Source organism: Lysinibacillus boronitolerans JCM 21713 = 10a = NBRC 103108 (genome assembly GCF_000772935.1).
GTDB classification, from domain to species: Bacteria; Bacillota; Bacilli; order Bacillales_A; family Planococcaceae; genus Lysinibacillus; species Lysinibacillus boronitolerans.
Map to the genome: position 1 here is coordinate 144,195 of NZ_JPVR01000072.1, position 20,542 is coordinate 164,736.

The 20,542-nt window shown below is 41.1% G+C and carries 20 protein-coding genes and 2 riboswitches; of the genes, 5 read left to right on the forward strand and 15 right to left on the reverse strand.

The genetic code is table 11. The features are described 5' to 3' along the window. Positions 1 to 11: 11 nt before the first annotated feature. Genes CD31_RS10410 through CD31_RS10480 form a run of 15 tightly spaced genes read right to left on the reverse strand, consistent with a single transcriptional unit; the run spans position 12 to position 13,238 of the window. Positions 12 to 548 (reverse strand): cob(I)yrinic acid a,c-diamide adenosyltransferase, encoded by a 537-nt coding sequence (locus CD31_RS10410; RefSeq protein WP_016993822.1) that lies wholly within the window; start codon positions 546 to 548, stop codon positions 12 to 14. Between the two features lie 13 nt (positions 549 to 561). Further along, the gene (locus CD31_RS10415; protein ID WP_036077421.1) at positions 562 to 1,122 is read right to left on the reverse strand and encodes a nitroreductase family protein; all 561 of its coding nucleotides are present in this window, start codon (positions 1,120 to 1,122) and stop codon (positions 562 to 564) included. A 33-nt stretch (positions 1,123 to 1,155) separates the two neighbouring features. Next, positions 1,156 to 1,923 carry a uroporphyrinogen-III C-methyltransferase gene (gene cobA / locus CD31_RS10420; RefSeq protein WP_036077423.1) on the reverse strand — a complete coding sequence of 256 codons (768 nt, stop codon included), beginning with the start codon at positions 1,921 to 1,923 and terminating at the stop codon, positions 1,156 to 1,158. Continuing rightward, complete coding sequence (locus CD31_RS10425) at positions 1,920 to 2,558, reverse strand: precorrin-2 dehydrogenase/sirohydrochlorin ferrochelatase family protein (RefSeq protein ID WP_036077425.1); 639 nt, start codon at positions 2,556 to 2,558, stop codon at positions 1,920 to 1,922. Before CD31_RS10425 ends, cobA begins: the two co-directional genes overlap by 4 nt. Continuing rightward, positions 2,551 to 3,918 carry a cobyrinic acid a,c-diamide synthase CobB gene (locus CD31_RS10430; protein ID WP_036077427.1) on the reverse strand — a complete coding sequence of 456 codons (1,368 nt, stop codon included), beginning with the start codon at positions 3,916 to 3,918 and terminating at the stop codon, positions 2,551 to 2,553. The genes CD31_RS10425 and CD31_RS10430 overlap by 8 nt, the downstream gene beginning before the upstream one ends. 11 nt (positions 3,919 to 3,929) lie before the next feature. Beyond that, entirely contained in the window at positions 3,930 to 5,051 is a 1,122-nt protein-coding gene (locus CD31_RS10435; RefSeq protein ID WP_036077430.1) for a cobalt-precorrin 5A hydrolase, read from the reverse strand. Beyond that, complete coding sequence (gene cobM, locus CD31_RS10440; protein WP_036077432.1) at positions 5,044 to 5,829, reverse strand: precorrin-4 C(11)-methyltransferase; 786 nt, start codon at positions 5,827 to 5,829, stop codon at positions 5,044 to 5,046. The genes CD31_RS10435 and cobM overlap by 8 nt, the downstream gene beginning before the upstream one ends. Continuing rightward, positions 5,829 to 6,536, reverse strand: a complete 708-nt coding sequence (gene cobI / locus CD31_RS10445) for a precorrin-2 C(20)-methyltransferase (protein WP_036077434.1) — start codon at positions 6,534 to 6,536, stop codon at positions 5,829 to 5,831. Before cobI ends, cobM begins: the two co-directional genes overlap by 1 nt. Continuing rightward, positions 6,529 to 7,749 (reverse strand): bifunctional cobalt-precorrin-7 (C(5))-methyltransferase/cobalt-precorrin-6B (C(15))-methyltransferase, encoded by a 1,221-nt coding sequence (locus CD31_RS10450; RefSeq protein WP_036077437.1) that lies wholly within the window; start codon positions 7,747 to 7,749, stop codon positions 6,529 to 6,531. Before CD31_RS10450 ends, cobI begins: the two co-directional genes overlap by 8 nt. Next, positions 7,706 to 8,839 (reverse strand): cobalt-precorrin-5B (C(1))-methyltransferase, encoded by a 1,134-nt coding sequence (locus tag CD31_RS10455; protein WP_036077439.1) that lies wholly within the window; start codon positions 8,837 to 8,839, stop codon positions 7,706 to 7,708. Before CD31_RS10455 ends, CD31_RS10450 begins: the two co-directional genes overlap by 44 nt. Then, positions 8,839 to 9,498, reverse strand: a complete 660-nt coding sequence (locus CD31_RS10460) for a precorrin-8X methylmutase (protein WP_004231303.1) — start codon at positions 9,496 to 9,498, stop codon at positions 8,839 to 8,841. Before CD31_RS10460 ends, CD31_RS10455 begins: the two co-directional genes overlap by 1 nt. Positions 9,499 to 9,510: 12 nt before the next feature. Continuing rightward, a complete protein-coding gene (gene cobK / locus CD31_RS10465; protein WP_016993831.1) occupies positions 9,511 to 10,272 on the reverse strand; it encodes a precorrin-6A reductase in 762 nt (253 codons plus the stop codon). Then, on the reverse strand, positions 10,269 to 11,180 hold the full coding sequence (locus CD31_RS10470; protein ID WP_036077441.1) for a sirohydrochlorin chelatase: 912 nt from the start codon (positions 11,178 to 11,180) through the stop codon (positions 10,269 to 10,271). Before CD31_RS10470 ends, cobK begins: the two co-directional genes overlap by 4 nt. A 14-nt stretch (positions 11,181 to 11,194) precedes the next feature. Then, a complete protein-coding gene (cobJ, locus tag CD31_RS10475; protein ID WP_036077443.1) occupies positions 11,195 to 12,862 on the reverse strand; it encodes a precorrin-3B C(17)-methyltransferase in 1,668 nt (555 codons plus the stop codon). Between the two features lie 4 nt (positions 12,863 to 12,866). Further along, entirely contained in the window at positions 12,867 to 13,238 is a 372-nt protein-coding gene (locus tag CD31_RS10480) for a (2Fe-2S) ferredoxin domain-containing protein (RefSeq protein WP_004231296.1), read from the reverse strand. Between the two features lie 146 nt (positions 13,239 to 13,384). Beyond that, positions 13,385 to 13,566: riboswitch (cobalamin riboswitch) on the reverse strand. A gap of 250 nt (positions 13,567 to 13,816) precedes the next feature. Continuing rightward, positions 13,817 to 14,001: riboswitch (cobalamin riboswitch) on the forward strand. Positions 14,002 to 14,150: 149 nt separating this feature from the next. Between CD31_RS10480 and CD31_RS10485 the strand changes: the two genes are divergently transcribed. The 5 genes from CD31_RS10485 (at position 14,151) to CD31_RS10505 (ending at position 20,464) form a co-directional block, all read left to right on the forward strand. Continuing rightward, on the forward strand, positions 14,151 to 14,897 hold the full coding sequence (locus tag CD31_RS10485; protein ID WP_016993836.1) for an energy-coupling factor ABC transporter permease: 747 nt from the start codon (positions 14,151 to 14,153) through the stop codon (positions 14,895 to 14,897). A gap of 2 nt (positions 14,898 to 14,899) precedes the next feature. Further along, positions 14,900 to 15,172, forward strand: a complete 273-nt coding sequence (locus CD31_RS10490; RefSeq protein ID WP_009370241.1) for an energy-coupling factor ABC transporter substrate-binding protein — start codon at positions 14,900 to 14,902, stop codon at positions 15,170 to 15,172. Positions 15,173 to 15,177: 5 nt separating this feature from the next. Then, positions 15,178 to 15,951, forward strand: coding sequence for a cobalt ECF transporter T component CbiQ (cbiQ, locus tag CD31_RS10495; RefSeq protein WP_036077446.1), 774 nt, complete (start codon positions 15,178 to 15,180; stop codon positions 15,949 to 15,951). Then, positions 15,948 to 16,784: an energy-coupling factor ABC transporter ATP-binding protein gene (locus CD31_RS10500; RefSeq protein WP_036077448.1), complete on the forward strand. Its 837-nt coding sequence runs from the start codon at positions 15,948 to 15,950 to the stop codon at positions 16,782 to 16,784. Before cbiQ ends, CD31_RS10500 begins: the two co-directional genes overlap by 4 nt. A 179-nt stretch (positions 16,785 to 16,963) precedes the next feature. After that, entirely contained in the window at positions 16,964 to 20,464 is a 3,501-nt protein-coding gene (locus CD31_RS10505) for a S8 family serine peptidase (protein ID WP_036077449.1), read from the forward strand. Positions 20,465 to 20,542 lie beyond the last annotated feature (78 nt).

Here is a 20,542-nt window from a genome sequence, read left to right on the forward strand (position 1 = left end):
TGTAAAGGGCCTTAAAATTCGAGCCCTTTCACCGCTGGAATCCCTTCATCATAGTAATGCTTTGTTGCCTCAATGGTTGACACTAAATCAGCCATTGCTAGTAATGCCGGATTCGCACTTCGTCCTGTAACAACCAAATGCATTGTTGAAGGGCGTTGTTGGATTGCCTCGATGACTTCTGCAAGGGGAAGGACATCATCGATTGGAAACTTGGTGATTGCTAGGGCATTGTTCAGTTCATCTAAAACCAATAAATCAATGCTGGCATCCTGCAGAGCTGCCTTCGTTTTTTTCCAAGCCTTCGCTAATGCAGCACGATGCTCCTCAGGTGTTTTTGTCCATGTAAAGCCTATGCCCATTTGTTCCATTTCGACGCCTAGCTTACGAAGGGCAATTTGCTCTCCGTAAGTGCGTTCTGGGGATTTGATAAACTGCAGATAACGCACATGTAAGCCACGGCCAACTGCACGCAATGTAACGCCAAGAGATGCTGTCGTTTTGCCTTTACCTTCACCTGTATATACTAAAAACAAGCCTTTTCTTGCCATGCTGATCGCCTCCTTACAGCCATGTTGTCTTTTCTGCAAACGGTGTTCGTTTCTTTTCTGCTTGCTCTTGCTCCTGTGGGTAGCCAATAAATATTGTACCGACTACTTTTTGAGCCTCACTTGCACCAATAAACGTATGCATACGAGAATCATGTACGAGACCAACACCACGTGTACGCCAAACAAAGCCAAGACCTAGCTCCTCTGCTGTCAACCACATAGACATAATGGCACTACATACAGCAAAGACATTATCTTCTGTGGCATCTGCATCCCCTTCTACTATGTCAGCTGTCACAACAATGGCTACAGGCGTTGTTTGTACAACCTTTAATGAACTTTCCACTAAATTTGGCTTCGTGGGAAAGCGTTCTTGTAAATAAGCACTAGCCATTTCTTCGTAACGCTTCATGGCTTCATCTTGAATGACATAAAAATGCCAGGGCTCTCGCATCCGGTCATTCGGAGCATAGGTTGCTGCCTGTAAAATTTGCTCAATTTTTTCTTTCTCTACTGGTTGTGTCGTGTAATTACGAATTGCTCGACGTTTTTTTAATGCTTCAATGACAGTCATAGTGCTTCCTCCTTGTGCGCTTCTAAGAGATGATTATGAAAAGGTAAGTCCTTGCTCTTCAAACCATTGAATTTTTTCACGTACATTGACAACCTCGCCAACAACAATCATAGAAGGGTTATGATACCCTTCACGCTCAATAATGCTAGCTATCTCATCTAGCGGCCCTGTAATCGTGCGTTGCTGAGCAGTTGTTCCCCACTCAATGACCGCGACTGACGTTGTTGCCTTCCGTCCATTTTCGATTAATTTTCGCGCAATGTAGGCAATATTACCTACACTCATGTAAAAGGCAACGGTATCTATACCAGTAGCCAATGCGGGCCAATTCAAAAAATCTTGTCCTTTTTCTTCACGACCATGTCCCGTTACAATGGCAAAGCTTGTCGCGAAGTCTCTATGTGTAACTGGAATTCCTGCGTATGCAGGAGCTGCAATTCCGGCTGTAATCCCCGGAACGATTTCATAGGCAATGCCATGATTTTTTAAGATTTCAGCTTCCTCTGCGCCACGTCCAAAAACAAACGGATCGCCACCTTTTAGGCGTGTAACAATTTTACCTTCTTGTGCTTTTTCAACGAGCAATGCATTTATTTCCTCTTGAATGAGATGATGCTTCCCTGGTAATTTGCCACAATAAACAAGCTCCGCATCCTTTTTTGCAAAATCAAGCAATTTGGGATTTACAAGACGGTCATAAGCAATTACATCAGCCTTTTGAATACATTCCAGTCCATACACAGTAATGAGCTTCGGATCGCCAGGACCTGCTCCCACGATATATACGATTCCATCCTTCATTGCGCTGCTCCCATCAATAGTTGTTGTAAAAATGCTTCTCGTCGATCAATCTCACCATGACGTGTCCATTCAAGGATGTTTGGCTCTAGCAATGCTTGTAATGCTGCACGTCTTTGGGGACCTTTATCATACTTAGCAGCAATCATTAATCGAGCTTGCTGTAAAAAGCAAACATAGTCATCATAAGCATCATCGAATTGCTCTTCTAAGTCTGCTTTAATCTTGCGCGCTAGACTTGGGCTTGCTCCCGATGTCGAAACAGTTAACATCAGTGGACCACGGCGAACAGTAGCAGGCGTAATAAAATCACTTTCACTTTGTTTATCTGTTCGGTTGATTAATTGCCAATGCTGTGCTGCTTCTTGAACGGCTTCGTTCACAGCTGTCACATTCGTTGCAGCGATAATGAGAATGGCATCATCTAAATCACGCGGTTCAAATTCCTTTTGCTTCCAAGTAATTTGCCCTGCCTCAGCAAGTGACTGTAATGTGTCATGTATGGTTGGACTGACAATGACGATGTTTGCCTTTGCTGGTAACAGGGATGCTACCTTCTGCGTTGCCACATGACCGCCGCCTACAATTACCACTGTTTTATATTCTAGATTGATATGAATAGGAAAATAATTAGTCATTACTTTTCACCTTCTTACAAGCTGTTAACCAATTGTCAACGAGCTTTGGGTTTGATACAAAATGGAAATGAGTATAGCCAGCCACTAAATTTCCTTCTTGATAGCCTTCTTTCTTTTTGCCAAAACGACCAATCGTTTCGTAGGCTGCTGTATTGTGAGAACCACTATATTTGGAGTAATGGAACTCATGGCCCTTCGCTTGTTCCTCAGCACCAATTAAGAAATTATCGGCTGTGCCAAAAATTTCACGATAACCAAGTGCTGCTAGTTTTGTTTGCATCGCCACTTCTCCGGGAATTACCCCTACCATGTCATAGCGGTCGCCATGGCTATTTGTAATGGCCTCTGTTAAATACATAAAGCCCCCACACTCAGCTAATGTTGGAAGACCTTTGGCAATGACTTGACGAATAGAGTCTTTAACGACTGTATTGGTAGCAAGTGACTCTGCAAATTCCTCAGGAAAGCCACCACCAATATACAAGCCATCTGCTTCAGCTGGTACAGGCTCATTCGCAAGCGGTGAGAAAAACTGTAGTGTCGCACCTTTCGCACGTAACAACGCCAAGTTTTCTTCATAATAAAAATTAAATGCTGCATCTCTTGCAACCGCTATACAAATATTTCGTGAAGGCTCCTCTCTGAATAAATGACCTGATTCTTGCAAAATAGGAGCCTTTGTTAAATGTATTAATTGGTCCAAATCAATCGTTTCTGCCATCAGGTTCCCTAGTTTATCAAAAAATGAATCTAGCTCTCCTCTTTCAATAGCGGGTACTAACCCTAAATGACGACTCGGGATATCAATCCCTTCCTCACGCTTTAGGTAGCCAATAACAGGAATGCCACATTCTTGTTCAATAGCCGCCTTCGCAATTTCATAATGACCGACACTACCAACCTGGTTCGCAATAACACCAACGATATTCGGCTTATCTGATAGTAATTGGAAGCCTTTCACAACTGCTGCTACGCTACGTGCCATGCTAGCACAATTGACAATTAAAATAACAGGACTCTCTGTCACTACGCTAATATCAGCAGCAGACCCAGCGTCAGATAAAGGGCTTTTACCGTCATAAAAGCCCATCACACCTTCAATAATGGACACATCTGCATCCATACTTGCACGTGCTACAATATCACGGACTGCTTCGTGTGAAAACATCCAGCTATCAATATTACGTGATACTCTGCCCGTTACAGCTGTATGATAGGTTGGATCGATATAATCAGGACCGCATTTAAAGCCCTGTACCACGTTTCCTTTGTTTTGTAGTGCCTTCATCAGTCCAATGGTAAAAGTAGTTTTGCCTACACCACTACCCGTACCAGCTAATACAAATCGATTTGTTTGCATGGACTTCCTCCTTAAAATAGGTATCTAGCAACTGAAATCGTAGCATTACCTGATTTTTTCTTCTCTAATAGGAGTGATGGGACCTGTGCATAGCGCATAGCTGCTGGTTCACTCACTCCGTATGCGCCTGTATATTTAAAGACTGTTTCAGAGGGTGATGGAAATTCGATTTCATTTAATTCATCCGGTGTATACGTAACGAACTCCCAATCATATTTCTTCGTAATCTCTAGGAAACATGGCTCATCTTTCTTTAAATCAATCGTGCATAAGGCTTTCACACTTTTTTTCGAAAGCTTTAGCTCTGCCAAGGTTTCATCGATTACTTGTTCAATTTCCTCTAAAGATGTACCACGGTTACAGCCCATTCCTAGCACAATGGATTTTGGGCGATAAATAACACCGTTTTCTAGAAGAACCTCTTCTTCAGGTTCAATGATTCGATCTGTTATTAATAATGTGGCATGGGGAGCAGCTTGGATAGCTGCCTGTGTGGATGGATAGATTTTAATTTGCTCTGGCATCGGTGTATCACGCATCCACCAATCACGTTCGCCTGTCTCCTGTACAATGGCTACATGTTCCTCATTTACGACAGATGCACTAACAGGTGTCAATTTATCCGCACTATCCCATACCCAGCCAAAGCGGGCTCCAAATAAATCAACGGGAATCGTCTTTTGTACATCAGAAGCCGTTGTAATAATCGGATTTGCACCAAGTGCAGCTGCCACCTCGTGTGTTAGCTCATTGGCACCACCTAAATGCCCTGATAATACGCTAATAACATTTTCCCCTCGATCATCAATCACCACAACACCTGGGTCTGTCTTTTTATCTTTTAAAATCGGCGCAATCATTCGTACGACTGCCCCTAGTGAAATAATTAAAATCAACCCTTTATATTGCTTAAAGAGTGTTGGCAATAGCAGGCGCACTGTGCCTGTAAATAGTTGAATATGCTTTTCTGCTTCATCGCCTTGTTCAAATTTACTCATATAATATAAATCACTTGCTGCAAAGGTTTGCTGCAGACGACGTCCTATTTGGACACCATGCTTCGTAATGGCTACAACGGCATAAGGATTACGTTGATCAACCTCTGGTAACACACCCTCTTGTAACTCAATCACTTGTCTTCACACCTTTTCTAAAGCCGTGTGTAAAGCTTGCATCATATAACTTCGAACGATATTGGTCTTTATCATGAATGTTCGGGTCTAATGCCCAGCCTGCTAAAATCATCGCATGCTTTCGAATACCATTCACACGCATCGCTTCATCTAAATCGATTAAAGTCGTTCGTACGATTTTTTGATCGGGCCATGAAGCACGTTGAATAACTGCTACAGGCGTGTCATCAGCCCAACCAGCGCTCTGTAGCTCTTTGACAATTTTCTTCGTCAGCGTTGCACTAAGGAATAAGGCAATTGTACAATGATGACTCGCTAAATCACGCAGCTTTTCAAATTCTGGTACAGGTGTGCGCCCCTCAGCACGCGTTAAAATAAGGGTTTGTGTTAAATCAGGGATGGTTAGCTCAGCTCCGATAGCAGCAGCCGATGCAAATACAGAGCTAACTCCTGGAATGACTTCATACCCAATACCTTCCTTTTTTAATAGCGCAACTTGCTCCATAATGGCACCATACATCGCTGGGTCACCTGTATGCATACGTGCCACTGTTTTCCCAGCATTGACTCGGTCCACCATCACGGCAACCATTTCCTCTAAGTGCATACCTGCTGTACGAATGACCTCCGCATCAGGTCTAGCTTTCGCAATGAGATCCTCACTCACTAAAGAATCTGTATACATGACAACGTCCGCTGTTTGTAACATATGTAAACCTTTGACTGTAATTAAATCGGGATCACCAGGACCAGCGCCGACAATATAGATTTTCTTCATTATTTACGCACCACCATTAATGTTAAATATTCTAAATCGACACCATCCAACTCACGCACATCCCAAATGATTTCTTCATCAGATGTTACCTTTGTCACCACGGATGCTTTATCTAATAAATCTAAATCGCGTAGCACCTCAAGCATTAAATCAATGACTTTCGCCACTTTAATAAAGACAACAGCATCATGCGTTTCAATCGCTTCACGCATTGCTTCGTAATTGTCATACGCAGGAATAATCGCAACACGATCATCGCCATCCGCTAATGCAATGCCTAAGCGCGATGCAGAGCCATTAAACGAAGAAATTCCTGGTACCGTGCGAATTTCAACATCTGGATGCATGTCCTGCATTAGCTTCATCATATGAATAAACGTACTATACAATAATGGATCGCCCTCTGTGACAAAGGCTACATCTTTCCCCTCTTGTAATTTTTCGTAGACAAGTTCTACTGATTTTGTCCATTCACGTTCTAGAACAGCCTCATCTTTCGTCATTGGGAATACAAGACCAAGCATATCTTTTTCTTCTGGATTAATATACACATCTACAATACGATGGGCATAGCTTTTACTGCCTTTTAGCTTTTTTGGATAGGCAATAACAGGTGACTCCTGAATCACACGGAACGCCTTTACTGTAATTAATTCTGGATCGCCAGGACCAACGCCCAAGCCATATAAAATTCCTAGATTACTCATAATTTTCTTCCTTTCGATAAGCGGAAATAATGTATATTGGATTTAATGGCACAAAGCGTGTCATGTCTAAAATAGGCTTGCTACGTGCAAGCTGTGCCTGCAAAATATCAACAGCAAAACCACAAGCTTTAAATGCCTCAACGGCTTTATATAAATTTTCAATAGTCGCTGCATTTAAGACAATGCGCCCATTTTGCTTTAAACGCTGACAGCATAATTGCAGTAACTCAACCATTTCACCACCAGTGCCACCGATGAAAATGGCATCAGGGTCTGGAAAGCTGTCTAAGCCCTCTGGTGCTTTACTATGAATAGCTGTCATATCAACTCGGAATTTTTGTTGATTCTGGAGACAGTTTTCTAAATCTGGTGCATTTTTTTCTACAGCAAATACTTGTCCTTCTGGCGCAAGCTTACCTGCCTCAATGGCCATGGATCCCGTACATGTGCCAATATCCCAAATAATGCTATCCTGTTGTAGCTGCATGGCTTGCAAACTTAAAACTCGAATTTCTTTCTTTGTAATAAGTCCTTTATCTGGCTTTCGTTGTGAAAATTCTTCATCATCAATCCCGAGTGTGTAGCGTTTCGGTGCTATTGTTTGTTTTAAAATCACGACATTTAAAGGAGAAAAATGAGTAACTTCCATTTCATCGAGCGAGTACCAGCCACTTTTTTCGTTTTCGCCCTGTAAATTTTCGGCTACAAACGCACGATATTCCGTCATACCAAAATGCTTTAAATATTGAGCGAGAGCATTCGGACTATTCTCTGCATCTGTTAAAAGTGCTACTTTCTTTTTGCCATCAATTCGCTGTGCCAGGCCCTTCATTGGTCGTCCATGAATACTCGTTACGTAAGCATCCTGCCAGCTCTCTCCCATTTTCGCAAAGGCAAGCTGGACAGAGCTCATATATGGATAAACCTCTATTTGTAGCTTTTTTGCTAAATAGCCTCCGATGCCATAAAATAATGGATCTCCAGATGCAAGAATCACGGTATTTCTTGTTTCTTCAGACAATCTTTCAACAAGTGTTGAAAGACCTCCTTTTATCAGGATTTTTTCACCTCTAAAGTCTGGGAAAAAATCAAGTACTCGCTCACCACCAACAAGTACCTCACAGTCCTCAATCCACTGAAGGTATTGGGGTAATAAGCTTGCTAATCCGTTATCCCCGATCCCAATCAACTTCATCGATCGATGCAATGTCATCAGCCCTTCCTAATAATTGTCCCTGCATCGAATAGATCGATGTGGAAAGCGTTAAACCGCCCTTAATATGATGGATAGAGGAAAAGCAGCAGGCCTCACATAAACGATGGAAGAACGCATCATAGCCCTTCTCCATCATAATCTCACCCACTTGTGAAGCTGTATTTGCCTCCAGAACTTGTGCTATCGTTTCTTCATCTGCCCCTATATCCTCTGCCAATTGTGCTAAAAAATTAAAATCGATTGGTGCACTTTTGGAATGCACCATCATGACTCCTTGTGCGACTTTAGAAAATTTCCCCATCATCCCAACGAGTGAAACTTGTTTGATGCCTAGACGCTTACAATGCTTTAATGTAAAACCTACAAAGTCACCCATTTCAATAAACGCTTCTTCTGCTAGATGTGGGTATTGTTTCATCGCAAACTTCTCACTTCGCCCACCTGTTGTCACCACTAAATGCTCACAGCCAGCCTCTTTCGCTACACTGATGGCTTGGACAATACTAGCCATATAAGCAGAACTCGAAAAAGGCACGACGGTTCCCCTAGTGCCTAAGATTGAGATGCCCCCAAGTATACCGAGTCGTCCATTTAACGTTTTTTTAGCAATCTCCTCGCCCTTAGGGACAGAAATCACTACATTCACGCCTCGTGTAATGTGAAATTCGTCCAACACACCTTGGACCGTGCTATAAATCATTTTACGGGGTACAGGATTAATGGCTGCTTCTCCGACAGGCACTGGCAAGCCAGGCTTTGTGACACGCCCGACGCCAATACCTCCATCTAAATGAATCCCAGGTGTATCTGCCCAGCTCACTGTGCCAACGATGAGTGCCTGATGGGTCGCATCAGGATCATCACCAGCATCTTTAATCGTTTCACAGCTGACAGCATTTTCTTCAAATATGCATTTTTCAATTGTAAAGGTTGCATCTCGACCAATAGGTAAATGAATCGTGCTTGTCTCTTGCTCCTCCTTGGTAATAAGGGCAAGCAGTGCAGCCTTTGATACAGCAGTTGCACAGGCTCCCGTCGTATAACCGTGACGCATGTCCTTGGGGTCCTTTTTTGGCTTCCGCTCCATTATTTTTTCGCCTGTTCGTCCGCTAAAAGTGAGATGGCATTTAAAGCAGCAACCGTCACTGTACTACCGCCTTTACGACCAACATTTGTAATGTACGGAATCCCTTCTAGTTTAAGCAGCTCTTCTTTTGACTCAGCTGCTGACACAAAACCAACAGGCATACCGATAATTAAATCTGGTTTTGCTAGCCCTTCTTTAATTAAACGAATCAATTCCAGTAATGCGGTTGGTGCATTACCAATGGCATAAATACCACCTTCATGTAATTTTGAAGCCTTTTGCATCGAAATGATGGCACGTGTTGTATTTTGTTTTTTCGCTTCTATTGATACATCTTCATCCGCAATATAGCAATGCAAATCGCCACCATGTTTTTGGAAACGCTTTTTACCAGAGCCACTTTCAATCATTTGCACATCTGCAATGACATGACGTCCAGCAAGAATAGACTTGATACCCGCTTCAATAGCACCTGGTGTAATGATGACACTACGGCCTAGCTCGAAATCAGCGGATGCATGGATAATGCGACGTACAACTTTCCATTCATCTTCTGAGAAATCATGCTCGCCCATTTCCTCTGCAATTATCGAGAAACTGTAATCGTAAATTTTATCTGGGTCCACCGTTAATGGTTTGAAATCTGTTTTAAAATCCATGGAAAATGCCTCCTAAATTGTATGTTCAACAGCCTGTAATACTTCTTCAAATGTTGAATATTGTTGGCCGTATTGAATATTTGGTCGTGCAATAAGAATCGTTTCGATCTGGCATGCAAGGGCTGCCTCTAGCTTCTCATCAACTGAGCCAACTTTACCGCTTTCTTTGGTAATCATCAACGTCACTCCGTATTGACGAAATAGAGCTTCATTTAATTCCTTTGAAAACGGACCTTGAATGGCCACAATATCTCGCTGTGCCACGCCGAGCGCCTCACATTTTTCCATATTGTCCAGTCGTGGAAGCATACGAGCAATTACTCTCGTATTTTCTAAGCCGTGTAAAACCTTCGTAAATGTAGCGAGTGTTTTACTTCCAGTCGTTAGCATAATGACGCCACGTTTTTCTGCAGCTAGCTGAGCTGCCTCCTCATAATCCTTTACAACAGTAATTAAAGGATGGGCATAATGTTCATGAGCTCGCTCATAGCGAATATATGGAATCTGTGCCTGCTCTGCCGCTGCCATCGCATTTTTAGAGGCCTCTTCCGCAAATGGATGAGAGGCATCTACCACCAATTGATAGCCCTGCTCTGTCATGATGGTCGCCATTTCCTCAGCTGTCAGTCGACCGATTAAATGTGGCAGACCAACGTCAGCAAGACTAGAGGCCGCCGATTCAGTGACGACCGTAGCGGTTACCGCATGACCTGCACGTTGTAATGCTAGGGCTAGATCTCTTGCATCACTTGTCCCTGCTAACATGAAAATCATTTTACCGGCTCCTCTTCATGATGATGGTCATGGTCGTGATCATGGTGGTGGTGATGGTCATGCCCATGATCGTGCTCATGATGGTGATGATGATGCGCATGTCCATGTATTGCCGCATAGGCACGATAGTCTTCTAAATCTTGCATACCTGTAGATGTACCGTTGATCGCCTGTTCAATACGCTCTAATAAAACATTTTGTAAACGTTCATGGTAACCAAAATAGTTAGCAATTTGAATATCACACTCTGGATAAAGTTCCTTAAACTTCTCACACATGCCATGCATGCGTTCCATCAAAATGCCTGTGAATAAGAAGTATGGTAACATGATGATTTTTTTTGCACCTAATTTGACACAACGTTCAATTCCTTCTTCAACTCGTGGATCTGTGACACCCATAAAAGCACTTTCTACGTATTTTACAGGTAGTTTTTCCCATAAAAGTCGCGTGATTTTATAAAAATCACCATTAGCAGATGGGTCACTGCCACCTCGTGCAATCAATAAAATCGCTGTGTCTTCCTGCTCTTGTTCTGAATTAAAGCCAATTTCGGCTAGGCGATCTTGTAAAATGGCAAAGATTTCATCATGGATACCAATTGTTTGACCATATGTGAAGGTAATCGATGGATAATGCTCACGTGCATGCTCGATTTCCGCTGGAATATGCAGCTTTGAATGGCCTGCATGCAGTAAAATGATTGGAATTACATGTACCTCTGTTGCTCCCTTTTTCACACAGTTTGTAATACCTTCTTCGATGTTAGGTGAAGCAAATTCAAGGAAACAAGTTTCCACTAAAAATTGTTCATCAATACGAGGTGTCATTTGTTCGATAAATGTACGAACCTCATCATTTCCTGCTGCTAAACGGCTCCCATGGCCGACAAATAAAATAGCTTTCATCTCTCTACTCCTTACTAGTCGCCGCACGGAGCTGGCTCTACTTTTATTTTGGAAGACATATCTTGATACGTAAAATGCAGTATCTTTTTCACACGCTTAAAATATTTAAATAAACGTTCATTTGGATGAGCATTTGCTTTATATTCTTCAATAATATCTGTAATGAGTGGAATCAGTTGCTCAGGCTCCAGCCCTTCTACAACAGGCTGTGCCGCATGAGCTGTACGACCGACTGGCTTTGCTCCAATAAAGACATCGAATTTACTTTTGCGGTAGACGATGCCAATATCATCAAATACTGCCCGATAACAGGCCATCCCACAGCCATTAAAGCCAATATTTAATGTCTTCGGTAAGGATATACCGCCTAGTTTTTCTTGTATTTCCTCTGCATATGGTATCGAATCAGCCTTTTCACCGTAGCAAAAATCACAAGCCTTTAGTGATAACACATCACCAATCGGGGCTAATAAAAAGCCAACTTCCTGTAATTTCTCTGTAATCTGTTCAGGGACTGTCGTTGGTATTTTCAAGTGAATTTGATGATCTGGTGTATATTCCATCGTTCCCTCTTCCCCAACGACCTCTGCTAATGTCATCATTTGCTGGGGAGTAAAAAACTTATTAGCTACACCAGGACTAACTGCTAATTCAAAAATAGATTCTATTTTTTGCTGTACTAGCTTCGGTGTTACTTTGACTGCGCTTGTCCCTTTGACCATTGCGAGTGCCGCTGTAGCCATTTCAAGTGCTGTTTTTTTCGGCTTTGGCGTAGCGGCTATACTGGGTTTATTAAAACGCCCTGCATTAGGGTCAGCCGTAAAGTCATTTCGCGCTGTCCCTGTCTCTTGGTTCATTGCCCAAGGTTCATTTTCTTCGCGTAAACGTTGATGTGGACGTAATGGCTGTTTTTCTTCACCCAGGGTATATTTACGCTGGTAACCGCGGGGCGTAATCATCTTATTGTCATAGAAAAATGTTGATGAATTCCCGATAATGACAGTTGTCAGCATACCAATATCATGTTCTAGCATTTCTGCTAGTGTTGTCATGGTCACTTCTTGACGTTCCCGATAGGCACTTTTCACAAGCCCTACTGGTGTGTCTGGCGAACGATATTCTAAGAGAATTCGCTGAGCCTCGACAATTTGTCTTGTTCGACGCCCACTTTTAGGATTGTATAAAGCAATGACAAAATCCGCCATTGCAGCTGCCTCGACACGCTTTGCAATCAAATTCCAAGGTGTTAGATGGTCACTTAAACTGATTGTACAAGCATCGTGCATAATCGGTGCACCAAGTATACTAGCGCATGAATTAATCGCAGAAATACCAGGAACAATTTCAACTTCAATTCCTGTTGCTTCTGTCCAGCCTAGCTCAATTAACACCTCATATACTAATCCCGCCATGCCATAGACGCCTGCATCACCACTCGAAATCACCGATACGATGCTCCCTGCCTCTGCTTGACGAACGGCTTCCTGTGCTCGCGACACTTCTTCTGTCATGCCTGTACTAACAATTGATTTTGCACTTACTAAATCTTGAATCAGCTCTACATAGGTTTTGTAGCCTATAATCATCTCACTTTGTTGTAGTGCCTCTACTGCACGTGTCGTAATATGCTTAAAATCTCCAGGTCCAAAGCCTACTACGAAAATTTTTCCTTTTTGCGCCATGTTGTTACCCCTCTTTCACCTTTTCGATCCCTTTAATGGCAGTTGTTTGAGCAGTACGCTGTAATGTACCTTCACGAAGTGTAAAGACATGTTCGTTGTATAAGGATTCATGATGTAAATCTTGTACTAGTGTTCTAGCATGCTCTGTTGATGGCACACGATACCAATTCCCCTGGGGGTAGGCTATTACCACACAAGCATCCTTGCATCGTCCATTACAGCGCGTTCTTGTCGTATGTATTTCTTGATCGAGTGCTTGCCGTTGTATTTCATCTCGAATGGCTAAGGTAATTTCCTCACCATCCTTTTTCATACAGCTACTGCCATTGCAAATAAAGAGATGTGTTTTCATCCCCTCTAAATTCCAAGTTGTCATTTTCTGTCTCCCCTCATTTGCTTTTTGGAAAAAGAAAAACCTTCACTCTAGAACGAAGAGTAAAGGTTTTGTAGAAGCCAAATAAAAACGAATAGAATAAAATACAGGTACTCGCTTTCGCTTCAACTTCTCCCTCCGAAAAGTTTGCATGCACAATCAAATAAGCAGGTTTCCTGACTTAAGCTTCATTTTACTTTCGCGCCTTCCCAAGTTTGCACCAGTGGCTTTGCGATTTCATCAGCTATTACAGTAGCGGGGGCTGTATTGGATTTTCACCAATTTCCCTATTATCTCGAGCTATTCGAGCACTTATTGACGTTTTATATGAAATTTTTATTAGAATTTTAAATAGAAAACTGTCTTTATCATATCTTATTATTTTAAAATTTCAATATTTCTTTAAAAATTTATGACAAATTTATCAATTATGAGGTGGACTAGGGTATAAAATTTATACAATCACATAATTAGCATACAAAATATTATCAGAATATTCATCATTGACCTTTAATTAAAAAAATTTATAAAAGGTATAGCATATTTATGGAAATTCATGTTACACTTTGTCGTGAAATCTCACAATTTGAATGTTTTTCGGTGTAAAATGCTTGTCATTTTGCTTAAAAGGGAAGCCGGTTTGAGTCCGGCGCGGTCCCGCCACTGTAATAGGGAGCTTTATAGAATATGTCACTGTCCAACGGATGGGAAGACCTATAAAGCATTGAACTAGAGCCAGGAGACCTGCCGAAAAATAAGTGATCGTTTCAACCTACGAGGATAGGTGTGCGGCTTAGCAGATGAGACTGTTATTTGCTTTTTTAGCTATGCACTTTTCCACCACTGGAGAAGTGCTTTTTTTAATTACGCACGCAATATTCTAAAAATCTATTAATTAGTTAGGAGGAAAGCTTTTTGAAATTATCATGGTGGAAACTTAGTTATTTTTTACTGGCCTTTTTAATCGTGCCAAAACGTGCCTTTGCCATGCATATCATGGAAGGTTTTTTACCAATCGAATGGGCTATTTTTTGGTGGGTCATCTCTATTCCTTTTATCATTTTAGGATTGCGTTCTATTCGAAAAACCATTGAAGAAAATCCTGAAACAAAAATGCTTTTGGGACTTTCAGGTGCCTTTGCCTTTGTGCTATCCGCCTTAAAAATCCCTTCTGTTACAGGTAGCTGCTCTCATCCAACCGGTGTAGGTCTTGGAACAGTTCTCTTTGGCCCTCTAGCTATGAGTGTAATTGGAACAATCGTTTTATTATTCCAATCTTTATTATTAGCACATGGTGGAATCACAACTTTAGGGGCTAACGCCTTTTCTATGGCTATTGTAGGTCCTTTTATTGCTTACTTTGTCTTTAAAGGAGCACAAAAAGTAGGCTTGTCATTTTCACTAGCCGTTTTCTTTGCAGCCATGCTTGGTGATTTAGGTACATATGTTGTGACTTCTGTACAACTAGCACTAGCCTTCCCTTCTGAGGTTGGAGGCTTTATGGCATCCTTTACAAAGTTTGCAGGTATTTTTGCCTTAACTCAAATTCCTTTAGCCGTGAGTGAAGGCATTTTAACCGTCATTGTGATGAATTTCTTGAAAAAATACAATATTAGCGAATTAAAAACTTTACGTGTTTTCTCAACAAAGGAGGCACATTAAAGATGAAAAAAAATTTATTGCTGTTAGCCATTGTAGTGTTGTTAGCCATTATTCCCTTGTTCATACAAAAAGGTGCTGAATTTGGTGGTGCTGATGGTGAGGCAGAAGCAGCTATTGGTGAAATCAATGCGGAATATGAGCCATGGTTTGAGAGTCTATGGGAGCCACCTAGTGGTGAAATCGAAAGCTTATTATTCGTGCTACAGGCAGCTATAGGAGCTGGCTTTATTGGCTACTTCATCGGCTATATGCGTGGCAAACACAAAGAAGGTTAACCATTATGTTACTCATTGATAAGTATGCCTATCTGAATAAGCTAGCGTCCGTTCATCCGCTAGAAAAAATGATATTTTCACTTGGACTACTTCTCATAACGCTCATTATGAGAGATGAACGACTTTCACTCATTACATTTTTTGTAATGAGTGCTTTTATCATTGTAGGTGCAAAAATTCCGCTTACATACTATTTCAAATTATTATTGCTACCTGGCTTTTTCTTATTAACAAGCCTCGTTTCTATTTTACTTTCCTTTACATCATCAACGAATGCACTCCCTGCCCATATTTGGTCGTTTACCTGGAGCAATTGGACTGTCTTTATCGGGAACGCAAGTATGTTAGCAGCACAACAGCTGTTCTTTATAGTCCTTGGCAGTATTAGTTGTTTATACTTTTTAATTCTAACCACTTCTGTACAAGGCATATGTTATGTGCTACGACAATGGCGACTCCCCTCTTTATTGGTTGAGCTCGTCGAACTAACCTATCGTTTTATTTTTATGTTTTTAGCAAGTATGCAAAATATACATCTCGCGCAGCAAGCACGTCTCGGCTATCATTCACCGATACAATGGTTACGCTCTGTCTCCATTCTCATTGCGGCATTATTTGTGGAAATGTTTCAACATAGTCGGGAGCTCAACAATGCCATGCAATCACGAGGTGGCGAGGCCGTCTATTGGCAAGAGATGGGCTCCTATAGCAAGAAAAATTGGCTAGGCATGGCAGCTATATTACTAGTCCTCATCGTATACGGAGGGTATTTCACATGACAGCATTTTATTTTAAACTCAACCAATTATCATATGCCTATGCGGATGGTACGAAGGCGTTGTCTGATATAACATTACACATTCCAAAAGGTAAAAAAATTGCCATACTCGGGCATAATGGCGCAGGAAAATCGACTTTATTTCAGCATCTTAATGGTATTTTGAAACCTACCACTGGAACCATTTTATTCGAAGGCAACAGGCTGGAATATAATCGAAAAGCTTTAAAGGCGCTACGTCAAAAAGTCGGCATTGTTTTCCAAAATGCAGATCATCAGCTTTTTTCTGGGACCGTCAAGCAAGATATAGCATTTGGCCCATTGAATCTCGGCTGGTCTCCTGAAAAAACGGAAGAAAAAATAGCATGGGCCGTTGCGCAAACCGAAGTGGAAGATTTGCTCGATAAGCCCATTCATTTTTTAAGCGTAGGTCAGAAAAAACGAGTAGCAATGGCAGGCGTTTTAGCCATGGAGCCCTCAGTCCTTTTGTTAGACGAACCAACAGCAGGTCTTGATAATTATTATGCTACACAAGTATTACAATACTTAGCCAAATTAGAAGATGGTGAGAGAACCATTTTACTAGCAACCCATGACATTCCTCTCGCCTATGAATGGGCCGATCTAATGATTGTGATGGAGGCTGGAAAAATTATTTATAACGGCGATCCAATCACCTTGTTTTATGAAGAAGAATTGTTAAATCGCGCGCACCTTGAACGTCCATGGGTTTTTGAAATGGTCATAGCATTACAAAAAAAGAAGCTCTTGCCCGATAATATCAAAATCCCTCGTTCCAAGCAGGAGTTACAACAATTAATAGAACAGCTCTAAAGTCTTTAACAATACCAAGGTCACGAAAAACAGACAGTATTTAACTGTATGGTTTTTCGTTCTACCCGCCAAAAGTTAAATGAGGGAAGAAAAATTTTCCTTCATTACGAAACTTTTCTAATCTTTGTCCGTATTAATATAGTCGAGACTTAATTTATAACACCAAGGAGAGATAACAATTGAAAAGTTGGTATAAAAAATCAGTCGCTGTTGTAGCATCTGCTGCACTCATGGTTCCTGCTGCTTCTGCCTTTGCTGAGGCACCCCAGCATAAAGCAAAAAACATGCTGGCAAACAGTGCGAAACAAACAGAGAAGAATGAAGAAAAATGGATGAGTAAGGATACAATTGTTATCAAGCATTCAGGTCTTGATAAAAACGTACATAAAAAAATTGGCTCCAAGGTCATCCGCTCCATTCCTTCATTAGGTTATGATGTTGTACAACTAAATAAAGGCGTATCGATCGAAAAAGCCGTCTCTTACTATTTAAAGCAAAACGGAATATCAAGTGTATCTCCTAGTTACATCTATCATTCCTTTACTAAAGAAGCTGATCCTAAAAAACAAGAGATGTATCATTTAAACCTACTGCAAATGGATAAGGCACTAGAATTAGCAGGCAACCATGATGTCACAGTTGCTGTCATTGATTCTGGTGTAGATTTTAAACACCCCGATCTAAAGTCACAAGTACTCCCACCCTATAATGCAGCAGCACCCGCTAATACTACTTATTCAGGCGATCACGGAACACATGTGGCAGGTATTATCGCCGCAGCAAAAGATAATGGCGTAGGTGGGCACGGGATTAATCCGAATGCGAAGTTGCTGCCAATTGATGTATTTAATGGCAATGAAGGTGCTAATGATTTCATCATTGCACAGGGTATTCTTTATGCAATTGAGCAGGGCGTAGACGTTATTAATATGAGTCTAGGAGGCTATGGTGAATCTCCTCTGATGAAGGAAGCCGTTCAGAAAGCGATTGATAGTGGTATTACAATTGTGGCGGCCGCAGGAAATGAATCGACAGATGAATATTCCTTCCCCGCTTCTTTTGAAGGTGTCATTAGTGTTGGTTCAACAAACGAACGCAACAAACTATCAAGCTACTCCAATTACGGTCCGTCTGTTGATATTGTTGCACCAGGTGAAGACATTTATAGCACCGTTCATGATGCGAAAAAAGGTTCATCCTTTGTCAAGTTTAGTGGTACATCCATGGCTTCTCCTGTCGTGGCAGGTATCGCCTCTCTTCTTAAATCAAAAGACCCATCTTTAAAACCGCATCAAATAGAAGCGATTTTAGAAATGACAGCACAAGATTTGGGCGAGAAAGGTTATGATCTTACTTATGGTCATGGATTAGTTGACCCTGTAAAAGCATTACAGTTTGATTTCAATAAATTGCCTAAGCATTATTCAGAAACAAAGGAAGATCGTATTAAAAACGCCAAGGTCCTTGCTAAAAATAAGCTAAATACTGAACAGGGTGCTTTTGAACAGCAAGACGAGAAGAAATGGTATAAAGTCGATTTAGAAGAAAATGAATATGCTCAATTAACATTAAAAGGCGCTGACAAATACGACTATGCCTTTGATTTATATTTCTACCCAAATAGTGGGATTGGTGATGTAGAGCCGATCCTTGTTAATGATGTTCGTGTAGGAAAAAAAGAAGGTTATCTATTTAAAGCAGATCAAAAGGGAACGCTTGTTATTGGTGTCAAAGATCATAATGGAAGCTATAGTTTAAAAGGCAAATCTACTTATATTTTCACAGCACAAACGACGAAGGACTTGCCAATAGATACAATAGACAAGTCTACGATGGAGCCTATTAAAAAGTTCCCATATAGTACAGCAGGTAAAAACTATACATTACTGTCAAAAGATCAACAACAAGATCAAGATTACTTCACGTTCTCTGTCAAAAAACCGACGACATTACAGTTTGATCTATCAGGAATTCCAGGTGTCACTGCCTCTATGGAGCTTTATCTAAAAGATGATTTTAATCCTGTACCACCAGAAGAAATCGATCAAGCTGAAAATGATGAAGGTGAAGAAGAGGAAGCCTATCCAATGCAGACCGCTTATGGTACAGCAAAAGGTGAACCTGTTCGTATGATTATCGATGCTGTTCCAGATCAAGAGTACGTTTTAAGTGTATCTAATGAAAGTAATAGCGAGTTTTCTATGGAGATGTTCTTTAGTGGCGGCATCGAAAAAGAAGAAACGATCAGTGAATCAATGATCCCTTACACATTAAAAGGTGAAGTAGTTACCCTTCCACCTGATGAGGATGGATTACCTGTAGATGAAGCCATGGCAGAAGAAAATGTTCCTGAGGGCCAATTACCGCTTATAGAAACTAACATAAAAAAACGTAATGCAATTGACAGCCTGATGAGTATGTTATTGAATTCTACAGGTTCAGGCAACCTAGAAAATGTTGATCCTATCATTAAGCAGGCGATCCGTTTTGAAATAGGCGAAGATCAAAAGGCTTATTTCCAAACAGATTATGATGAGGATTATTTCTTATTTAAAGCGAAGGAAGACGCCCTTTATAGCTTCAGCTTTTTGAAAGGCATGAACCAAATGCCAACAGGTACAGTGTTTGAATATGATGAAGAAACAAAAGAATTAATTCCCGTTTCATCCTTAACTAATGACCTTGGTATACTGGCACTACTACTTGGTTCAGCCGGTAACGAGGATGATGCAAAGGTCATACCATTGAAAAAGGACAAAACCTACGTGGTAGCCGTTGTCAATGCTGGAGAACGATCTGCCGAGCCTTATACATTGAAAACAAAGAAAATAGGCGATCTTCCAGCAGAGTACAATCCAGACAATCATGAGGAAGCAAAAGCGCTAAAAATTCAACCAGGTACTACTTATAGAGACCATCTGATTTATCAAGATGATGTAGATTATTATTACTATAAGCAACAAGGCAATGATGAGGTCATGAGTCTGCTTCTTTCTTCAGTTCCTTTTACAAATGAACAATTGACTCAGCTACCTAAAGAACTGCAAAAAGACTTAAAATTTGCAGGAGCTATTATCGAAGATACGAACGGCAATATGAAGATTGATGCCAAAGAAATGGAAACAGAAATTCCATTTGGCTTAGGTGATAATATTCTTGAAATGTTACTTGGAATGATGGGTACAACAGATGTGAATACATCATTTAAGGCAAAGAAGGATCGAGGCTATTTTATCCTTGTTAACAGCATGGGGCTTGGCCAGGTATCTATTCAGCCCTATACATTAACATTGTTTGATCATAAGCATGTGGATGAAGATGCGGATTCAAAATTAGTAAATGGTGTACCTAGCAAGCCATCTGTTCTTGTGAAAAAGGACGAGAAATGGGTTGCAACGCAATATTTAAATGCAGGTATTCCATTTGGCGATAAAGACTATTTTGAATGGAATAACGACCAGAAGCGCGAAGTCTTCTTCTCTCTTCAAACAGAAAAAGCGTTGGATGGTGTTATTCGAGTGTTGGATGCAAACGGAAAAACCGTCAAAACATTCGATCTTTATGGAGCTGGTGACGCCGAGGTAGGTACGGTGGAGCTTGATGCAGGCAAATACTATATTGAAGTAAGTGAGTTTGATGGCAAAGCTAGCACACAACCCTATACGCTTGAAATTAAATAGATAGAAATAAACAAAATCCCCTAGACCATTGAACTGCTCCCCAATTGTTAGACACATCTAACAATTGGAGGAGCAGTT

Excerpts from the sequence above, each read along its gene's own strand:
- cobK (WP_016993831.1), bottom strand. The coding sequence starts at position 10,272 with ATGATTTTCATGTTAGCAGGGACAAGTGATGCAAGAGATCTAGCCCTA.
- CD31_RS10450 (WP_036077437.1), bottom strand. The coding sequence starts at position 7,749 with ATGACATTGCATCGATCGATGAAGTTGATTGGGATCGGGGATAACGGA.
- CD31_RS10470 (WP_036077441.1), bottom strand. The coding sequence starts at position 11,180 with ATGAAAGCTATTTTATTTGTCGGCCATGGGAGCCGTTTAGCAGCAGGA.
- CD31_RS10415 (WP_036077421.1), bottom strand. The coding sequence starts at position 1,122 with ATGACTGTCATTGAAGCATTAAAAAAACGTCGAGCAATTCGTAATTAC.
- CD31_RS10480 (WP_004231296.1), bottom strand. The coding sequence starts at position 13,238 with ATGACAACTTGGAATTTAGAGGGGATGAAAACACATCTCTTTATTTGC.
- CD31_RS10425 (WP_036077425.1), bottom strand. The coding sequence starts at position 2,558 with ATGACTAATTATTTTCCTATTCATATCAATCTAGAATATAAAACAGTG.
- CD31_RS10490 (WP_009370241.1), top strand. The coding sequence starts at position 14,900 with ATGAAAAAAAATTTATTGCTGTTAGCCATTGTAGTGTTGTTAGCCATT.
- CD31_RS10500 (WP_036077448.1), top strand. The coding sequence starts at position 15,948 with ATGACAGCATTTTATTTTAAACTCAACCAATTATCATATGCCTATGCG.
- cobI (WP_036077434.1), bottom strand. The coding sequence starts at position 6,536 with ATGAGTAATCTAGGAATTTTATATGGCTTGGGCGTTGGTCCTGGCGAT.
- cbiQ (WP_036077446.1), top strand. The coding sequence starts at position 15,178 with ATGTTACTCATTGATAAGTATGCCTATCTGAATAAGCTAGCGTCCGTT.
- cobA (WP_036077423.1), bottom strand. The coding sequence starts at position 1,923 with ATGAAGGATGGAATCGTATATATCGTGGGAGCAGGTCCTGGCGATCCG.
- cobM (WP_036077432.1), bottom strand. The coding sequence starts at position 5,829 with ATGAAGAAAATCTATATTGTCGGCGCTGGTCCTGGTGATCCCGATTTA.
- CD31_RS10455 (WP_036077439.1), bottom strand. The coding sequence starts at position 8,839 with ATGGAGCGGAAGCCAAAAAAGGACCCCAAGGACATGCGTCACGGTTAT.
- CD31_RS10460 (WP_004231303.1), bottom strand. The coding sequence starts at position 9,498 with ATGGATTTTAAAACAGATTTCAAACCATTAACGGTGGACCCAGATAAA.
- CD31_RS10410 (WP_016993822.1), bottom strand. The coding sequence starts at position 548 with ATGGCAAGAAAAGGCTTGTTTTTAGTATATACAGGTGAAGGTAAAGGC.
- cobJ (WP_036077443.1), bottom strand. The coding sequence starts at position 12,862 with ATGGCGCAAAAAGGAAAAATTTTCGTAGTAGGCTTTGGACCTGGAGAT.
- CD31_RS10430 (WP_036077427.1), bottom strand. The coding sequence starts at position 3,918 with ATGCAAACAAATCGATTTGTATTAGCTGGTACGGGTAGTGGTGTAGGC.